We start from the raw sequence: 16,394 nt of genomic DNA, 5'->3' as shown, positions 1-16,394 counted from the left end.
AGGCATGGGGTTTTCCGTCAATGCGTCTTACAAGGAGCTTGGAAATGAAACGATTCATTCGTGGTGCTTTATTGGTCTCTACGGTCTGCAGCTCTGCTGCTCTGGCTACAGCCCAGGACATCGAGAGCAATCGCGAGAAGATTCGTATGTTGATGCAGGAGGCACAAGAGCTTGCCAAGCTTGGCGATGACGAGGAAGCACATCGCATTCGAACCAAGATTGCCGAAATGTTGGAAGAGCAACGGAAAGAGTCCCCCTCTTACCGCTCCTCCTTAGAACGCCGCGAACGCACAGTCGAACCTTTGTACCAGGCCGAGCCCGCTCGCCGTTACCAAGGCCCACGAGATCGTATGCCAGGTCCCCCACGACCTCCACACGCTCGCCATCACGGTTCACATCTGGATATGGCTCTAGAGCATATGAGAATGGCCAAACACCATTTTCTAGAATCGGGCATGACCGAGATGGCAGAACAGATGCACCGACAGATGGAAGAAATCCAGTCTCGCTTGCGTCCTGTTCACGAGCAGAAAGCGCAGCCTCAGCAAGAGTCCCGCCCCGAAAAAATGGACCGAAATCCACCCCGCGAGAAACAGGAGGGGCGTGAGGATCAAGAATGGATTCGGCGAAGTCTACAAGAACTGCGCGAGGAAAATCAAAGGCTCCGCGACATGATGCGCGAGTTGCACGAGCGGGGAGGCGATCGCAATCGTTAGTTGGCTAACTGCGGAGACGCGTCTTGCGATTCAGCAGTCGACTCGGCAATCGGCTCAGAAGACGGCTCAGTTGTCGGCTCGGCAGGTGGCTCAACAGACGACGCAGCGGTTGGCTCAGCGGGCTTCTGATGCTCTTTGAGGATTCGGTCTAAGATCCCGTTGACGAATTGCCCAGAATTGCGGCTGCCATATCGTTTCGCAAGCTCAATAGCCTCGTTGATCGAAACCCGGCCGGGAACATCTCCGAAGAGGATCTCATAAGCCGAGATTCGAAGAATGTTCCGGTCGATCGTCGTCATCCGCTTCAAGGACCAATTGGCCGCGTGCTTCGAAAGAACTTGATCGATATCAGTGCGATGATCCCGCACTCCGTAGAGAAGCTCGAGAGCAAACGTCACCAAAGGCTTATTCTGCAACAGGCGTTTTTGAACAAACTGATCTGCAACACTGAACTCGCGAAGGGGATTGATGTCTTCTTCGTAGAGAACTTGAAGGGCAACCTCACGGGCACGTCGACGTGTTGTCATGTTTGGAATTGGGAAAGATCGGAGTCAGGGAGGGATTTTTCGCAGTCCCTACATCATTCAATGGGAGGGGGAGATCGTCAAGCTGGATTTGGTCAACATTTGATCGACTTCATTCGAAACGATGACTCCGTAATTGATCGCACCGAGCCAGCCCGACATGATAATGCCAACGCTTCCCGCGTGATAAAGACCTCGAATTTGTTGTGGTAGACCGCGAGAGACGGCAAGCCCCTCGAACTTGGTACCGAAGCTCGCCCCGAGTTGGTGCTTCGTGTAATGATGGAATGTCCTAGGCGTCGCAGCTTCGACGTGTTCGATCATATCGCGGCAACCCGGGACATACTTCTCCAGCGAACGGAGGGTGGACTCGATCAAGTCGGCTTTGCTGGCTTCGTACTCGGCGTCGCTGAGATTCGCCCAGTCGCTCCAGTTGGCGTTGGTGCTGCTGACGATCGCATACCGCTCCTTCGCATGCGGTCGAGTTCTCGGGTAGTAAAAGCTGAACGTTCGAGACGTGATATTCCTATCCAATAGCAAATCGGTTCGGAAGAGGTTCGCGGTGGAGCAGAAAAGCAAATCCCCTGTCGATTCGTCCACCGAACAGCCCGGCTTCAACGCCATGTAGACTTGCGTACTGCTGTTGTTAAGTCGCACAGCTTTTGCTTCTTCAACAAACTGTGGATCGAATTTGTCCTCACCTACCATATTGAAAATCGTCGACCGCAAATTGGAGTTGCTCACGACAGCCCGGCACTTGATCTCGCGACCGTTCACCACCACGCCTCGGACGCCCTCCGGGCCGACCTGAATATTGGAGACTTCGCAGCGTATTCGCGTGTCGACTCCATTTTTTGTCAGTTCCGCTTGCATTTTCGAGACGAGATCGTCCGTCCCCCCTTCGTAAATGAAGACCCCTTTCGCCATGAAGTTTGAGAAGACGATTCCATAGGTGATCGCAGGGTCTTCCAAGGTCGATCCGTTGGCGTACGTGATCGGCTCCATCAACAGACGAACGACATCCTCCCTTCCAGGAAAGAATTTCTCGAACAGCTCGCGAGTCGTCATCCGTTGGTCGTCATAGAAGTTCATCCCTCGCGCGGTGTCGAAAAACTGTGTCACGACATGCTCTTCGATACCGAATCGGTCAACCAGGAGTCGGGTGAAGTCCTCGCGGTTGAAGGTAGTCGTGAGCGAGAACATAGGGTTATCGAAACGAATATTCTTTAACTGAACGATCTTGCTCGCGATCTCTTCACTCCAGTAGCGACGACAGCTTTTGATCATTCCATAGGGAAAGCCGTGAAGAGAGATGTCAAATGTATGACTCCCTGGACGTTTGAACCAAGTTGCCAAACCGCCAAGCTTGTAGTGCTGTTCCAGCAAAAGAACCCGATGCCCGGCCCGGCCCAAGACATTGGCTGCAGTCATGCCTGCTAAACCGCTCCCGATCACAACGACATCGTACTCGGGCAAAACACCAGCAAGGAAATCTTTTGGCATAGAGGCTTCAACGGCAAACGCGTGAAAGGTCGCGAGAAACTGGGAAACCGGTCATTGTTTCAATGGGCGGACGAACCAGCAAGCCGCATTCGTGCAGAACTATCGTAGAACACGCCGGCGACCGAGTCCCACCGATCCACAAGGAAGCTTACCCGGGATCATTCGCACACCCGGTCTGCCTTCGAGCACGACCCGTTTTAGAGGGGAAATATTCCAGACGGGCAAGATTCCAGACGGGCAATATAGTAGTGTGGAGGCAACGGCCCCTGAGCACGCAATGTCACTTTAGAATGCAGTGGCCAGCGAATAGCACCCCCATCGTACGCAGTGCTGTGCAGTGCGGATGAGAGGAATCGAACCTCCACGGCCGTATGTATTAGGCCACTAGATCCTGAGTCTAGCGCGTCTGCCAATTCCGCCACATCCGCAAGAAATCGGGCAGGCAAGCCCCGATTTGTTAGGAGATTAGCCGGGAAGAAGGGTTTGGTCAAGCCGCTTCGACATTGGAAATGGCTCGACACGCGCCTATACTAGAGTCAGACGAAGTTCCTTTCAAAGAGCCCTTAATCCCAGTAGGAGGTCGAGGATGCTTAAGATGCGATGGCTGGCCCTCGGTTTGTTTGTAACAGCAGGCTGCAGTTGGATGATTGCTGCAGATCCCCCAAAACAGGACCTCAACGACCCCGTTGCGACGAAAGACGGCGGGAAAGGCGAAAAAGCCTCGGACGAGAAAACCAGTAAGAAGTCAACCGGGAAGATCAACAAAAAGACAGGACTCCCTATGTTCAATCGACTCTCTCCTGAAGAAGAGCGCGTCCTTCTTTACAAAGGGACTGAGCGGGCATTCACCGGTAAATACACCGATTACAAAGCGGAGGGGACCTACGTCTGCCGACGCTGCAATGCACCTCTTTACAATTCGAAAGACAAGTTTCACAGTGGTTGCGGTTGGCCCAGCTTCGACGACGAAATCAAAGGCTCGGTCAAACGCGTGATGGACGTGGATGGCTATCGAGTCGAAATCCTTTGCAAGAACTGCGGCGGCCACCTGGGTCACGTTTTTGAAGGGGAGCGAATGACGGCGAAGAACACGCGCCACTGTGTCAACAGTGTGTCGATGCTGTTTATCCCCAAAGGTAAGGAATTGCCCAAGGTGATTACGGCAAATCCGGACGAAGAGGGTGCATCCGGGGCGGGTGGGTCGAACGACAAACCTGCCGACGAGACAGTACCTGCGGAAGCATCCAAGGCGGGTGGCGAGAAGACCAAGCCCGCTATCGATTGATCCTAGATTGAGTTCCGCAGAGTAGCCTTGATTGCAATTTACGATTGAGTCAGGAGTCCGCTATCGGTCAGCCATTCGACGAAGCGGACAGGCCAAGCCCCAGACGCACCTTTGGACTCAGGGCGATAGCCGAAACCATGGCCTGCATTCGAATAAATATGAAGCTCGGCGGGAACGCCGAGCTTTTTGTATTTCAAATAGACCTCAGCCATTCCGATCGCGATGTCATCTCGGTCTTTATAGCCCAACGCGATAAAGACCGGAGGCATTTCCTTTTCGACAGTGAATCGCTTGGAGCTGCCTGGATAGATGAGTGCTTGGAAGTCGGGACGACTCGAAGCACGTTCGATTGGGTCGGCCGATGCGGGGGCTCCCTCGACAGGTTGCATGGCTGATAGAGCGGCCAATTCCCCTCCCGCCGAAAACCCGAGCACACCGATGCGATCGGTCCGAAGTTCCCACTCTTTCGCTTTGGCGCGGATCATTTGCAAGGCGCGCCGTGTGTCCGCCATCGCGTGATCATCGATCGTGTAGGTAGAGCCTTCTTCGCGCGCTAATCGATACTTCAAGACAAACGCGGCAATGCCTTGTGAAGCGAACCACTCCCCCAGCGCGTATCCTTCGTGACCCATGCAAAGCATTCGATGTCCGCCTCCGGGTGCAATGAGGACTGCGGTCCCTGTTCCCTTTCCTTTCTCGGGCAGATAAGGGACGATCGATGGATTGTGGATGTTGGTCACATTGCACTTGCCTGGTCCGATATCCGCACGTTCCAGCTCCTTGGCTCTTGCTTCGGACCCGGGGGCACCTTTCTCCCACAAGGGGATCGCAGCAGGCGTATTCTCCGATGCCACTGGCTCCGCTCCTTGAACCTTCCCTAACAGGAATAGGCCAGAGCTGACCAGCAAAGGAACCGCGAGGGAATAACGACGAACAAGCAGCGCGCGTTTCATATAGCAATCCTAGAGATGCGAAATGGAGGGATAGGGAGAGAGACCAAACCCGAGGGCGTGGCCAGCTCCATCTTATCACACCGGTTACCGAGAAGGTGCGATAGGAGATTCGACTCAGTCCGGGGGCGAAGACAGCGCGTCACTGCGGACCGAAGTGATTGAACTCAGAGGCTGCCGCGCGCGGTTTTTCGTGCGGCGAATTTCAACGACCTAGCTTTAACGACTCGAAACGCTCTCAACAGATCGTTCGCATCGCGGTATCGGCGAGCAGGTCGCATCTCCAACGAACGGCGAATCACCGCAATCAAGTCAGGGTGAGCTTTTCGACGCAGGGTGGTATAGCCCGTCGGCGGCCAATCGAAGGGCCACTCAGGAAGGTGGCCGGTTAGAATGCGATACATGATCAACCCGAGCGAGAATACATCGGACCGAGCGCTCGGCCTCCCCATGGCTTGCTCAGGTGCCATATATCCGACTGTCCCCGAGCCGGAGGCGATCATCGTCTTGACAATCGTTCGCTGCGCGACCTTCGCAATGCCAAAATCGGTCAATTGCAATCGACCATCGGGCAGCAGAATCATGTTATCGGGTTTGATATCGCAATGGATAATCTTGTTGCGATGGGCGTATGCTACGGCATCGATCATTTGATCGATAAGACAGATCGCAGTAGCAAAGGAAACGCGATTGCGAAGTCGATCGCTCAGCGTCTTCTCCCCAAGCTTACTCGCGATCACAAATCGCCCGTCGATGAAACTGGCGTCTTTCAAGGGCAGAATATTGGGGTGATCCAGCTTGGCCACCAAGCGAGCTTCCCGTTGGAATGTATCCAACATACTCGCTGTCACGTTGTACTGATGCGGCATCTTGAGAGCAACGCGAACACCTTCGATGGTGTCTAGCGCTTGGTAGACATGCGCAAAACCACCCTGCGCGATACGACGCTCAATCCGGTATTTACCCAGTCGTTGACGTGCACGTAGCGAGCCGTTGTCGCTTTGCGTTTTTGGCATCGCGCTGAAACTCAGTGCAATCATTACCGTGATGACGATCAACGAGGATGAACAACGCGAACAACGCGATGCGGTCGTTGAGGAAGTGGAGAGGAGACTCTCTCCATTCTAGCTCTGACAACGGACAATCGCGCCAATTCTCGATCGAAAAACAGAAAGCAATCTCAGCGACTTCCCTCTGCCTATCCCTATCTATCGGCAAGGATGGAATCGATTCTTCGGCTTGGCCTGGGATTCGCCCCGGAATACTCAAGTTCTTCGTGAAGGACATCGCAGACATCTGGAGAGATACTGCAACTCCGTAAATGACTCGAGCTCGCAGGGGATGCGAGCTCGAGTCCGTTTTCATCTATCCTTAAGACCGATTAATTTCGGTCTGGACCGCGATCTCCCCCTCGGCCACCGCGTCCGCCGGGACCACCAGGACCCCCGGGTCCGCCGAACTGTGGAAATTCAAACTTTTCCCCTTTGAGCTCATCGAACTTCTTCTTTTGCTCGGCGGTCAACACGCCCACGATCTTTTCTTCTGTTTCCTTGCGAGCGGCCTGCATTTTTTCAAACATCTCAGGACCAGGTCGTCCGCCACCGCCGGTAAACATTTCGCGAAGCTTCTCGCCCGATTCTTCTTCGACGGTCTTCATCTTTCCTTTTTGTTCTTCCGTGATCACAAGCCGCTCTGCAATGAGCTTGTGATTCAGGGCACGAACGGCGTCTTGTTGGGCGAAAATACCGAGCAGGCGGTCGAACTGGGTAGGATCGAGAATGTCTTGGATCTTCGAGTCGGCCTTGGCTGCCATCTCCGCCATCTTGGTACGCATTTCTTCCGACATGCCACCGAATCCGCCCCGACCGCGGCCACCCGCTTGGTTGTCTCCGCCCTGTGCGCTGTTTCGCATCTCTTCGCGGAGTTTGTTTTGCTCTTCGCGCATCGACTCTTGAGCTTCACGCAACTCAGACTTTTGCGTGTCGTCCAGCTTCAAATGGTCTTGAACGGTCGGCATTCCAAGAACGCCAGCCAATCCAGCCCCCATTCCCATACCGAACCCGCCGCGTCCCCCAGGGCCGCCCGGACCACGCTGACCTCCCGGTGGCTGTGCGGTAGCGACCGAGCAAGGAACTGCGACCAAACAACCCAACAAAAGAGAAAAACTTAACCAATTACGGAATCGCATTTTCGCAACCTCAGAGAGGAAAATAAGACAGACAAGAGGCCTACCTACAATTAAAGGCCTTCTTTGCTAAACACAGCCTGCCCGGAATCGTTCCGATATTGCGAAAAAAATTTTTCGGTTGGGGGTTGCCTTCGGTGACATCCGAAGTCCATGGGCGCTATTTGGACCCGCTGGAAGTCCCATCCTGGGCTGCGTTCGGAGCCACCACTTGCTTCGATGGGGTGTTCAATCCGGTATAAGTGCTCAACCGAGGTGCTGGCGTCGTCCTAATGAGGGCGCGATGGACCAGGTTTTGGTAAACCCCCGAGGAGGTGGGTGGATCGATCTCCGTCACCAAGATCTGCGGTAAAGCTCCTGTGGGCATCAACGCCGATACGGCGAGTTGCACACTTTCCACACGGGCGTCGGTCGATTCCTTCGTCGAGCCCGATTTCACATAGATCACGCGTTGGCTTTGCGGAGCGTGGACGAGAACCCACTGGATTTTGAGTTTCCCTGCCTCGCTCAGTTCGTCTTCTTGCGAGAAAAGCAGACTGCCCAGTGTGTTGTTTTCACGCCAGCCATTGGCCTTCATGATTTCAAAGGGAGCGACAACCGCTTGAGCATCTGCGGCTCGAAAGGGCTGTGGCCAAGCATTGTTGCGAGCTCGATCCACGCTCGCTTTGTGTTTCCAAGGCCAATCGGCATAAGACGCCGACGACGAGGCCAACACCACTAGCAACGCGATCCCCGGTTTTCGTACTCGCATGGAAAATCCCTTTTCTTCAAGCGTCCTATTCTCCCTTTCGCTATCGGCGAAATGAGCCTCCCTGCAACGCGTTGAATGCCAAGAGCCGGAGAATTTGCCTAAGCCGCAACGTCGTGCCGAGGCCTTCAGCCCGCAAAATCTACCAGGATTACTTAATCTCTTCAGCCGGAATATCCGATCCATACCCTACGGATCTCACAATCGCTAACGTCAATCCCGATTACAAATCATCCGCGCCCTCCCATCCGCTGAGGAAAGCATGTCATCAGCCACTGTTCGCCGCCGACTCCAACTCGTTGCACTGATCGCTGCAGGCTTGGCATTCCCAAGTATTGCTCAAGCACAGAGCAACCGCGCGGGTTCGACGAAGACCTCGGTGTCAAGCCGCAACGCAACGCGTCCTTCTCGAACGACTGACTCGACGACGATCCGAAAAGCCAACGCCGAACGAGTCACTCTCGACAGGCCGGCCGAACCGGTACGGGTCGCAGCCCGCCCAGCTACGACGTCGCATCGCACAACGGCAAGCAATCAACCGGCCACAGCCCGCTCCAACGGGGTCGAACAAGCTGCCTGCAAAAACTGCCAAGCCCACGGAGGATCGCATTCCGCTCACCCCATTGAAATGGTTCATGAAGAGCCTGTCCTCGACGAACACTCCACTCTTTACCAGCCCGAATCCTACCGATTCGAGCCCGAAGCTTGCAACTCGTGCGGACCGGGACAAGTCGTCCACCCTCTCGGTGTTTTGGGATCCATGCTCCGGTTCTCTCAGTTCCGTGTCGAAGCGGGTACGTTTTGGGGAGACGGGCAAAACCTTCCCTCGCTCGTGACGACTCGGCGCCCCGCCAATGACCCCGCCACCGATGGATTGATCGGCCGCAGTGACACCATTCCCTTGTTTGGGGGACGAGAGGTACTCGACGATTCCACGCAAGGAGTTCGCGGAGAAATCGGACTGTTCTTCGATCCATGCCGTACCCGCGGTTTTATGATCCGGTTGTTCGATGCTTCCAGCAACTCGGAATCGTACAACAGTGCGAGCACCGGAGAGCCCGTGGTAATGCGTCCCTTCTTTAGCACCGCGGACAACGCTCAGTCCACCATTGCGATCCAATACCCCGGAAGCACGTCCGGTTCGATCGCAGCCAGCATCACCAGCGATGTGTACGGTGGCGATTTGCTTTATCGAAAAACCATCCACCAAGATCACGCGGGTCGATTCGAATTCTTAGCAGGTTATCAAATGATGCGACTGGATGAATCCCTTTCATTGGTCTCATCCTCAACAGCGCTGACGAACACACCCGCGCCGACCGGAACCATCTCAATCCTCGAGGACCATTTCGCTACATCGAACCGCTACCACGGTGCTGCGTTTGGATTCAACACCCATCTTCGCGAAGGATGCTGGAGTCTCGGCGCGATGGCGAAACTCGGACTTGGAAACGTGGATCGCGAAGTCAGTATCCGGGGAGCTTCTCAGATCACGGTACCAGGAAACCCGCCCAGCACGAGCAGTTCGACCAATGGCTTGCTCGCCCGAAACACGAACGAAGGTTTATACGAAACGAATACGTTTGTCGTCTCGCCGGAAGTGGCGTTGAGCCTAGGCTATCGTTTTACGCGAGGTCTCGAAGCGACCGTCAGCTACTCGTTCCTCACGCTACCCAAGACGGCACGCGTGGGGGATCAACTTGATCCACAGCTTGCTTCCAACTTAGGAAATCCACCTACCGGAACGGCAACTCCTCGGTTCAGCCTGGTGGAATCGAACTACTCGCTGCATAGTCTGAGCTACGGTCTCCAGTACCGATACTAGCCAGACCATTCAAAACACACATCATGCGATTCGGGGGAGCGATAATTGCCAGGGGGGCTTATCGCTCTCCTGGATCGCGTGATGCGTTACGGGTTACTGCGAATGGTAACGTCGACTTGCAATTGAATCCGCTCAGCAGCTTGTTCGGTTTGGGAAGGATCGATCTCGATCCAAACGCCGATCGCTCGAAAATCCGAGCGAGCCATTGGGTTGGGTGACCGAAGCTGTGCGGCTCCGACCACGCGATCGATGCGGGCGACGGTTCCTCGGAGCTCGGAAGTCAATGCCGACGACCGGATGTTGGCGACATCTCCAACTTGAATGCGTGGAACATCGGCCTCGTAGACTTCCGCGATGCATACCATCTTGGAGACATCGGCGATTTCGACCACCGGCAAGGTAGATATTCTTTCACCTCGTTCCGTCAACACTTGCAGAACGATGGCGTCATAAGGGGCTCGCAGAGTGCTCTCGGCCAATTGCAGCCGCAAGACGTCGGCCTGTTTCTGGAGAGAAAGCGTGGGAGAGTTCTTTTGAGTCTCTTCCCAAGTTTCCTTGGCTGCGAGGTACGCCTCCGTGGCCGTCGTTGTTTGAAGCTTCGATTGCTCGATCTGGTGCTCAGCGGCTTGAACGGCCTGCTCGGCTTGAAGTCGGGCCTTCTCAGCTTCCAGCTGTTTGGTCTCAAGCTCGATGGCTCCCACGGCCGCGCGAGTGAGCGGGTCTTCTCGCAATCGCTTCAACCGTACGACTTGCTCAGCCAACGCATCGACTTGCCGGAGCGACTGGAGCGATTGGTTTTTTTGTGTGGCTGCGAGCGTTTCGAATTGTTTGGCAGCCTGCACCTTGGCATCTGCGGACTGAATAGCGATCTGCAATTCTCGCAATCGAGCTTGAAATGCTACGTTCGCCTCCCGGATTTTTAGCTCTAAAGCCTCCAATTCGAGCGTTCGCAACTTTTGGCTTTGCATGATAGCCAGTGGGTCGTCGGCTTTGACCTTCTGCCCGGCTCGGACGAGGACCGACTCCACGCGATCGCCTGGCAGAGCGCTTATTCTCGCGATTCCCCGGGCTGGCATGAGCTTCCCTTGAGCATGGATTTCTCCCTTGGCCGGAACAGCATTCGCGGTCGTATTCGTTCGCGCCTGCGGTTCGAGAGTTGCGAGCGCCAACATAGCAGGAGCGGTTTCTGAAATTGGGATCCCCGCAACAGGACCGATCCAGTTAGGAGAAGAACATCCCGATACGGCGCCAATTGCCATCCAGGCGAACGATCGAACCACTCGACCCGCATGCCTCTCGTTTTGAAATTCCGACAGCAAGCTTCGTAGGCTAAACATGGAGCGCTGAGCGACGGTGGGTTGAGCGACGAAGGAGGATGGCAACGATCGATCGGACTTTGTCACATTTTCGGACTCGAAACGCCGATCCCTAACTTCATAGGTTACACTCTGAACCGATGCAGGTAGCGATCCATCGAAAATTAGGCATGAAAAACTCGTATCCACCTCCGGTCGAGAGGGCCATTATCGAGACGCAATATGGAGCCAGGTAAAGTTCAGCGGGCAACCCTCTTCGATCCGCAATCCCGCATCCGGCTTGCTCAAGGTGCTACGCCTTCGATTCGCGCAATCGATCTCCAGCATCACTTCGGGGAAGGGGAGCTTCGCAAGCAGATTCTTTTCGACAACAACCTGACCGTTTATCCGGGTGAAATCATCATCATGACCGGTCCAAGCGGATCCGGCAAAACAACTCTCCTTACCCTCATCGGCGCCCTGCGTACCGTTCAAGCAGGAAGTCTCGAAGTACTGGGGCGGGCTCTTCAAGGGGCATCGGCATCCGCCTTGCAAGATTTTCGACGCGATATCGGCTTCATCTTCCAAGCTCATAATTTGTTCGAGTCCCTCACGGCGCAACAGAATGTGCGCATGTCGCTCGAACTGCATCAAAAGAATGGAAACAGCCGCGATTGGAATGCCAAGGCGAAAGACATGCTAGAAAACGTGGGACTGGGCAATCGAATCCATCACAAACCTAAGCAGCTATCCGGCGGACAAAAACAACGAGTCGCTATCGCCCGCGGTTTAGTTCATCAACCCAAGCTGGTTCTCGCCGATGAACCGACAGCGGCCCTCGATGAACAAAGCGGCCGCATGGTGGTCGAGCTTCTGCAAAAGCTTGCGATCGAGCAGCAGACAACGATCCTTATGGTCACCCACGACAATCGAATTCTCGATGTGGCCGATCGCATCGTGACGTTGGTCGATGGCCGCATTCGCAGCGATGCTCTGATGAAGGAGGCCGCGATCCTGACGCAGATGCTGGCGAAGTGCGGCGTGTTCGAACGGGTCACGCCCCGAACATTAACTCGCATCGCCGACGAAATGACGATTGAGTTGGTCCCTGCGGGAACGAGAATCATCCGAGAAATGGATCCTGGCGATCGATTCTTTTTGATTCGCCAAGGTTCCGTTACCGTGCGACGCGGCACCCCCGAGGTCGACGTCGCAACGCTTCATGCCGGCGACCATTTTGGCGAAGCAGCTCTCCTGACGGGTCGCCCTCGCAATGCCAGCGTGTATGCGATCGAAGACTCATATATCTGTTCGCTTAGCAAAGCAAGCTTCCAATCCGCAATGGCCGAATCGGCATCGCACGACAACGAGATCCGTAACGCATACGCAGGTGCCTTCGACCGCTAAGTGTTGGTGGCAGGGAGTCGGTAACGGGGTGTTGGTAGCGGGACACCGTGTCGTCTGAAAAGACAATGGCCACTTAAATAGGACGAAGGACTGTCCAACTACCGAGACCGGGGCCGCCACTGATCTTTGGCCGGCATCGGATCTCCGAATTCGGTTCCGGTCGATGTGAACTGCCCCTCCACTCCAGCCCTCGCATCGGGAAGACCTCGGCCATCTGGAATGCGAGATGGGTTCGCTGTGGCTCGCGATGTGTTGACGCTCGATAACGCAGAACCGGAGGAGCCATTTCGCCTGGCCAGCCCTCGATCGTCGCCGATACGCAACTCCGTTCCACCACGGCTTCTATTGGATGGGCGACCCTCGGCTAAATTCTGGCGCGCAATCGCTTTCTCGGATTCAGCCAGTCGTTGCTCCAGCATCCGATTTCTCGCCGCAAGATCCTCCGCACGCTTCTTTTCAGCGCGAAACTCACCGAGCAGTCGCTCTCGATCGATTTGGAACTGACTTGCCTGCTGGCTCCCTGGCCATTTCTGACATCCCGTTGCACCAAAGAGCACCAAGCACAAACATGCCACGGCCTGCGTGCGATTCCGCGCGCAGGACAAGGTTTTGCGGATGGTGCTAATCCAAGGAGACTGAGACATAGCAAGCGTAGTCGAACGCTGGGTTAAAATTTCAGGGTTGGAAGCTGGAGGCTAGAATTTCACGAGAGCAGACGTATCACCGACTTAGGAGCAATAGCAAATCTAGGAGGTTAGCGCAAGATCAATTCATGGTGACTTCCCGAAGCGACTCCAATTCGGCGGGCGCTTTCTCCCGGTCACCTTGATTGGAACTCGGTTCGACCAGCAGCAATCTTGCCCCCGCTCGTACGCCGTCGATCGACTCGGTCACACCACTGGGCCAATGAATTCGCAAAGTTCCGATCGCCGACTCCGCTCCAAGGCCGATATGAATCCGATTGCCAAAGCTGCTTTGGTACGAACGGCTGTTGAGGACTTGATCCACAAACGTTCGATCCCCTTGCGAAAACTCCACTCGCACGCCCGTACCATCTCGCGGCGATCGTGTCCCACGAAATGCTAGCTGTACCCAAGCCCCCGATTGCGAATCGTTTTTGAGAACGGTGACACCGGATTTCGAGTTGAGAACGATAACATCCAAATCCCCATCGTTGTCGAAGTCTTCGGCGACCATCCCGCGGCTGCTTTCGACCGGTTGGAGCCCATCCCCAACTTCATCCCCCAGACTTCGGAATCGCCCTGTCCCGTTATTCTCGAAGACCGAGTTTTTTACTTTCCAAGCCGTCGTATACGCCCAGGATTGGACCATCGGATCGGTGTGACCATTGGCCACAAAGATGTCTTTGTCGCTATCGTTCTCCATATCGAAGATCGCAATGCCCCAATTCGCATGGGGAAAGAGATCCTTGCCTGCATTGGTGGCGAGCAACGCGTCTTCAAACATTCCCCCTCCCAAGTTCCGGTAGAGGACGGGGTACTCGTTGCTAAAGGTCGTGCTATAGAGATCTGGTAATCCGTCGTTGTCGATATCGCCAACATCGATACCCATATTGCCATTCATCCTACCGTCGTACGCGAACGCAATACCGTTGGTTACTCCGCATTCCTCGAATCGCCCGTGCCCGTCGTTCAAAAAAAGAAGATTCCGATCGACATCATTCACGACCACCAGGTCCTCATCTCCGTCGCAATCCAGATCTGCGGAAACAACTCCCATCGACTTCGTGAAGAAACCGTCAAAGCCAGACTCCTTCGTGTGGTCCACAAAGGTTCCATCCCCACGACTCAAGAAGAAACGGTCTTGACCTCCACGAAAGTCGAGCGGGCCAGGATAGCTGGGAAATCCTTCCGTCGTCCGCTTGATATTCTTCGACACGGGAGCCTCGACATAGTTGGCGAGGTACAAGTCCAACGCTCCGTCCCGATTGGCATCGAAGAAGCAAACACCTGCACCCAAGTCCTCTTCGAGGGTCAACCCAAGCTTCGAGGCGATATCGGTGAACGTTCCATCCCCATTGTTTCGCAAAAAGCGATTGGCCCCGTAGTTGTTGGTAAACAGATCAAAGAATCCGTCGTTATCGAAGTCCGCTACGCAAATGCCCATGCCGAACTCCTCCACTCCACACTGCGCAGCGTTTGTGACATCTTGAAAGCGAAAGTCGCCAAGGTTTCGGTAGAGTTTGTTGGGCGAGATATCATCAGTCTGTTGTGGAATAGATGAACCGTTTAAAAAGTACACATCGATCAGTCCATCGAGATCGTAGTCGAGCGATGCCATGCCGCCTCCGACCGTCTCGATGATGTATCGTTCCCCAAATCCGTTGTAGGTGTGAACAAAGTCGATACCCGATCGCTGCGTCCAATCGGTCCAACGAATCGCGAATGGGGTGGATGGGGGCGTTGGAATCAACTCCTTGGGAGGCGGCTTCGTATTGGACGTGGCCGACTCTGGCAATGGGGCATCGATATCGTTGGAATCCGCATGGCATCCCAACAGAACACACCCCAAAACTGCAGCTGCGATTTTGATGATCCGGTTATTCATTGGCCAGCCTCTCCATCGCATTCCTGGCATCCAAGTTGTTTGGGTCTAGCTCCAATGCCTTTTGGAGGTACTCCTGAGTCTTCGCTTTGTCTCCGATGTTGTAATAAGCGGTGGCAACCAAGTAAGTGTGGAAGGAGCTGCTGTCGAGTTCCAAGGCTTTCAACGCATGCTCGACTCCTTTTTGTGGATTCCGATTCTTCGGCATCTGGGTTTGGGCTAGCAGCGCGTAGGCTTCGGCATTCTCGCTTTGGATGGCGATGACTTTTGCTAAGCTCGACTCCGCTTCCGCGAAGGCCCTTTGCCGCAAACTCCACTTTGCATGGGCCAATTCAATCTTCGGATCATTCGGTCTCGCTGCCGTGAGCTGCTTCAAGAACGCATTTCCCCGTTCGATTCTATTGCGGCGGCCGTATTCTTGAAGCAATCCCTCCAGTAGCGAGGCGTCTGTGGGAAGGAGCTGCACCAATTGTTCTCTCGCGGATAACGCGCTCTCGTCATCACCATGTCGCTCAAGCAGCCGGATCGATTCGACGTACGCAAACCGGGCAAAGCCTTGCACTTTCTCCAAGTCGGTATCAGCTCGAGGACCGACGTCTTCACCTTTCCTACGCTCTTCATCGAGTATCAAAAGCCTTCTCTCGTACCGTTTCGCTCGCTCCTTATCGCCAGCCTTAGCAAAAAGTTGCACCAATCCTATCGTGGCATCTCGATTGGTAGGATCCGTTACGAGAGATTCTGAATATTGAGCAATGGCCAATTCAGGATCCTTTCCCATGATCGCAGCGAGCGCGATCTGATTCCGGATCGCAGGGGAGTCGTTTCGAGAAAGGCACTCGAACCAAGCGTTCATGGCTCCCTTCCAATCCTCCTTGGCAAGATAAACTTTGCCTAGAGCCTCCAATGCATCGAATCGATCGGGCGCCAGGAGCATTGCTTGGGAAAAGTACTTCTCGGCCGCATCGAGATTTCCCTGCATTTGCTCATAGAAGCCGAGATCGACCCAAGGCTCAGCATGGTCGGGGAAACGCGTGAGAACAGCTTGCCAAATCTCCACAGCGCCGGCAGGGTTCCCTGCTCGCAAATGAACCTTACCGAGAAGACAGCGAGCATCGGGATCTTGCAGGTGATTGCGGGCTACCCGCTCCACCAAGTTGAACGAGGTATCGCGAATCTTTTGGATCGATGCGGCATTGGGTGAAAGGGTATCTCCTCCGATCATTGCGGGACGAGTGGGCAACTCGATAGGCAGGGGAGTTTCGGACGCAGTACGAACCTTCGTCACCCCATCCGGATGGAGCAAGAGCCACGCAATGGCGGCAGAATTCCCGAGCAGAATTATTAAAAGGACGACCACCCATTTCGTTGCCACCGATTGCTCCTTGAGATTG

14 protein-coding genes, 1 tRNA gene and 1 pseudogene are annotated in these 16,394 nt (G+C 54.7%); 5 read left to right on the top strand and 11 right to left on the bottom strand.

The genetic code is table 11. From position 1 onward, the window contains the following. Positions 1–44: 44 nt before the first annotated feature. Positions 45–716, top strand: a complete 672-nt coding sequence (locus SH467x_RS05875) for a hypothetical protein (RefSeq protein WP_482370349.1) — start codon at positions 45–47, stop codon at positions 714–716. A 119-nt stretch (positions 717–835) separates the two neighbouring features. On the opposite strand, the pseudogene nusB reads toward SH467x_RS05875, so the two are convergent. The 3 genes and pseudogenes from nusB to SH467x_RS05860 form a co-directional block, all read right to left on the bottom strand. Then, a pseudogene (gene nusB, locus SH467x_RS05870) lies at positions 836–1,243 on the bottom strand (transcription antitermination factor NusB); the annotation flags it as partial. A 57-nt stretch (positions 1,244–1,300) separates the two neighbouring features. Then, positions 1,301–2,743 (bottom strand): phytoene desaturase family protein, encoded by a 1,443-nt coding sequence (locus SH467x_RS05865; RefSeq protein WP_482370348.1) that lies wholly within the window; start codon positions 2,741–2,743, stop codon positions 1,301–1,303. 338 nt (positions 2,744–3,081) lie between these two features. After that, a tRNA-Leu gene (locus SH467x_RS05860) sits at positions 3,082–3,171 on the bottom strand. A gap of 158 nt (positions 3,172–3,329) precedes the next feature. Between SH467x_RS05860 and SH467x_RS05855 the strand changes: the two genes are divergently transcribed. Continuing rightward, entirely contained in the window at positions 3,330–4,028 is a 699-nt protein-coding gene (locus tag SH467x_RS05855) for a methionine-R-sulfoxide reductase (protein ID WP_482370347.1), read from the top strand. Positions 4,029–4,066: 38 nt separating this feature from the next. Here SH467x_RS05855 and SH467x_RS05850 read toward each other — a convergent pair whose 3' ends face one another. Further along, positions 4,067–4,981, bottom strand: a complete 915-nt coding sequence (locus tag SH467x_RS05850) for an alpha/beta hydrolase (protein ID WP_482370346.1) — start codon at positions 4,979–4,981, stop codon at positions 4,067–4,069. Between the two features lie 164 nt (positions 4,982–5,145). Further along, on the bottom strand, positions 5,146–5,994 hold the full coding sequence (locus SH467x_RS05845; protein WP_482370345.1) for a serine/threonine-protein kinase: 849 nt from the start codon (positions 5,992–5,994) through the stop codon (positions 5,146–5,148). Positions 5,995–6,041: 47 nt separating this feature from the next. On the opposite strand from SH467x_RS05845, the gene SH467x_RS05840 reads away from it, so the two are divergent. Continuing rightward, a complete protein-coding gene (locus SH467x_RS05840; protein WP_482370344.1) occupies positions 6,042–6,299 on the top strand; it encodes a hypothetical protein in 258 nt (85 codons plus the stop codon). Positions 6,300–6,359: 60 nt separating this feature from the next. Here the strand turns inward: SH467x_RS05840 and SH467x_RS05835 are convergent, their stop codons facing one another. Both SH467x_RS05835 and SH467x_RS05830 read right to left on the bottom strand, forming a co-directional pair. Beyond that, complete coding sequence (locus SH467x_RS05835; protein WP_482370343.1) at positions 6,360–7,166, bottom strand: Spy/CpxP family protein refolding chaperone; 807 nt, start codon at positions 7,164–7,166, stop codon at positions 6,360–6,362. Between the two features lie 157 nt (positions 7,167–7,323). Then, the gene (locus SH467x_RS05830; protein WP_482370342.1) at positions 7,324–7,914 is read right to left on the bottom strand and encodes a hypothetical protein; all 591 of its coding nucleotides are present in this window, start codon (positions 7,912–7,914) and stop codon (positions 7,324–7,326) included. A gap of 259 nt (positions 7,915–8,173) precedes the next feature. Here SH467x_RS05830 and SH467x_RS05825 point away from each other — a divergent pair, with 259 nt between their 5' ends. Continuing rightward, positions 8,174–9,736 (top strand): BBP7 family outer membrane beta-barrel protein, encoded by a 1,563-nt coding sequence (locus tag SH467x_RS05825; RefSeq protein ID WP_482370341.1) that lies wholly within the window; start codon positions 8,174–8,176, stop codon positions 9,734–9,736. A gap of 86 nt (positions 9,737–9,822) precedes the next feature. Here SH467x_RS05825 and SH467x_RS05820 read toward each other — a convergent pair whose 3' ends face one another. Continuing rightward, complete coding sequence (locus tag SH467x_RS05820; protein ID WP_482370340.1) at positions 9,823–11,073, bottom strand: hypothetical protein; 1,251 nt, start codon at positions 11,071–11,073, stop codon at positions 9,823–9,825. A gap of 201 nt (positions 11,074–11,274) precedes the next feature. On the opposite strand from SH467x_RS05820, the gene SH467x_RS05815 reads away from it, so the two are divergent. Next, positions 11,275–12,438: an ATP-binding cassette domain-containing protein gene (locus tag SH467x_RS05815; protein WP_482370339.1), complete on the top strand. Its 1,164-nt coding sequence runs from the start codon at positions 11,275–11,277 to the stop codon at positions 12,436–12,438. Positions 12,439–12,536: 98 nt separating this feature from the next. Here the strand turns inward: SH467x_RS05815 and SH467x_RS05810 are convergent, their stop codons facing one another. The 3 genes from SH467x_RS05810 to SH467x_RS05800 form a co-directional block, all read right to left on the bottom strand. Beyond that, positions 12,537–13,082 (bottom strand): hypothetical protein, encoded by a 546-nt coding sequence (locus SH467x_RS05810; RefSeq protein ID WP_482370338.1) that lies wholly within the window; start codon positions 13,080–13,082, stop codon positions 12,537–12,539. A gap of 121 nt (positions 13,083–13,203) precedes the next feature. Beyond that, a complete protein-coding gene (locus tag SH467x_RS05805; protein WP_482370337.1) occupies positions 13,204–15,006 on the bottom strand; it encodes a CRTAC1 family protein in 1,803 nt (600 codons plus the stop codon). Next, a complete protein-coding gene (locus SH467x_RS05800) occupies positions 14,999–16,375 on the bottom strand; it encodes a tetratricopeptide repeat protein (protein WP_482370336.1) in 1,377 nt (458 codons plus the stop codon). Before SH467x_RS05800 ends, SH467x_RS05805 begins: the two co-directional genes overlap by 8 nt. Between the last annotated feature and the right edge of the window lie 19 nt (positions 16,376–16,394).

The organism is Brakhagea slesvicensis, assembly GCF_052161625.1.
In the GTDB taxonomy this organism is placed as follows: Bacteria; Planctomycetota; Planctomycetia; order Pirellulales; family Pirellulaceae; genus JBKCUI01.
Note: the sequence above shows the minus strand (reverse complement) of the source record. Positions and strands in the feature narration are given on the sequence as shown.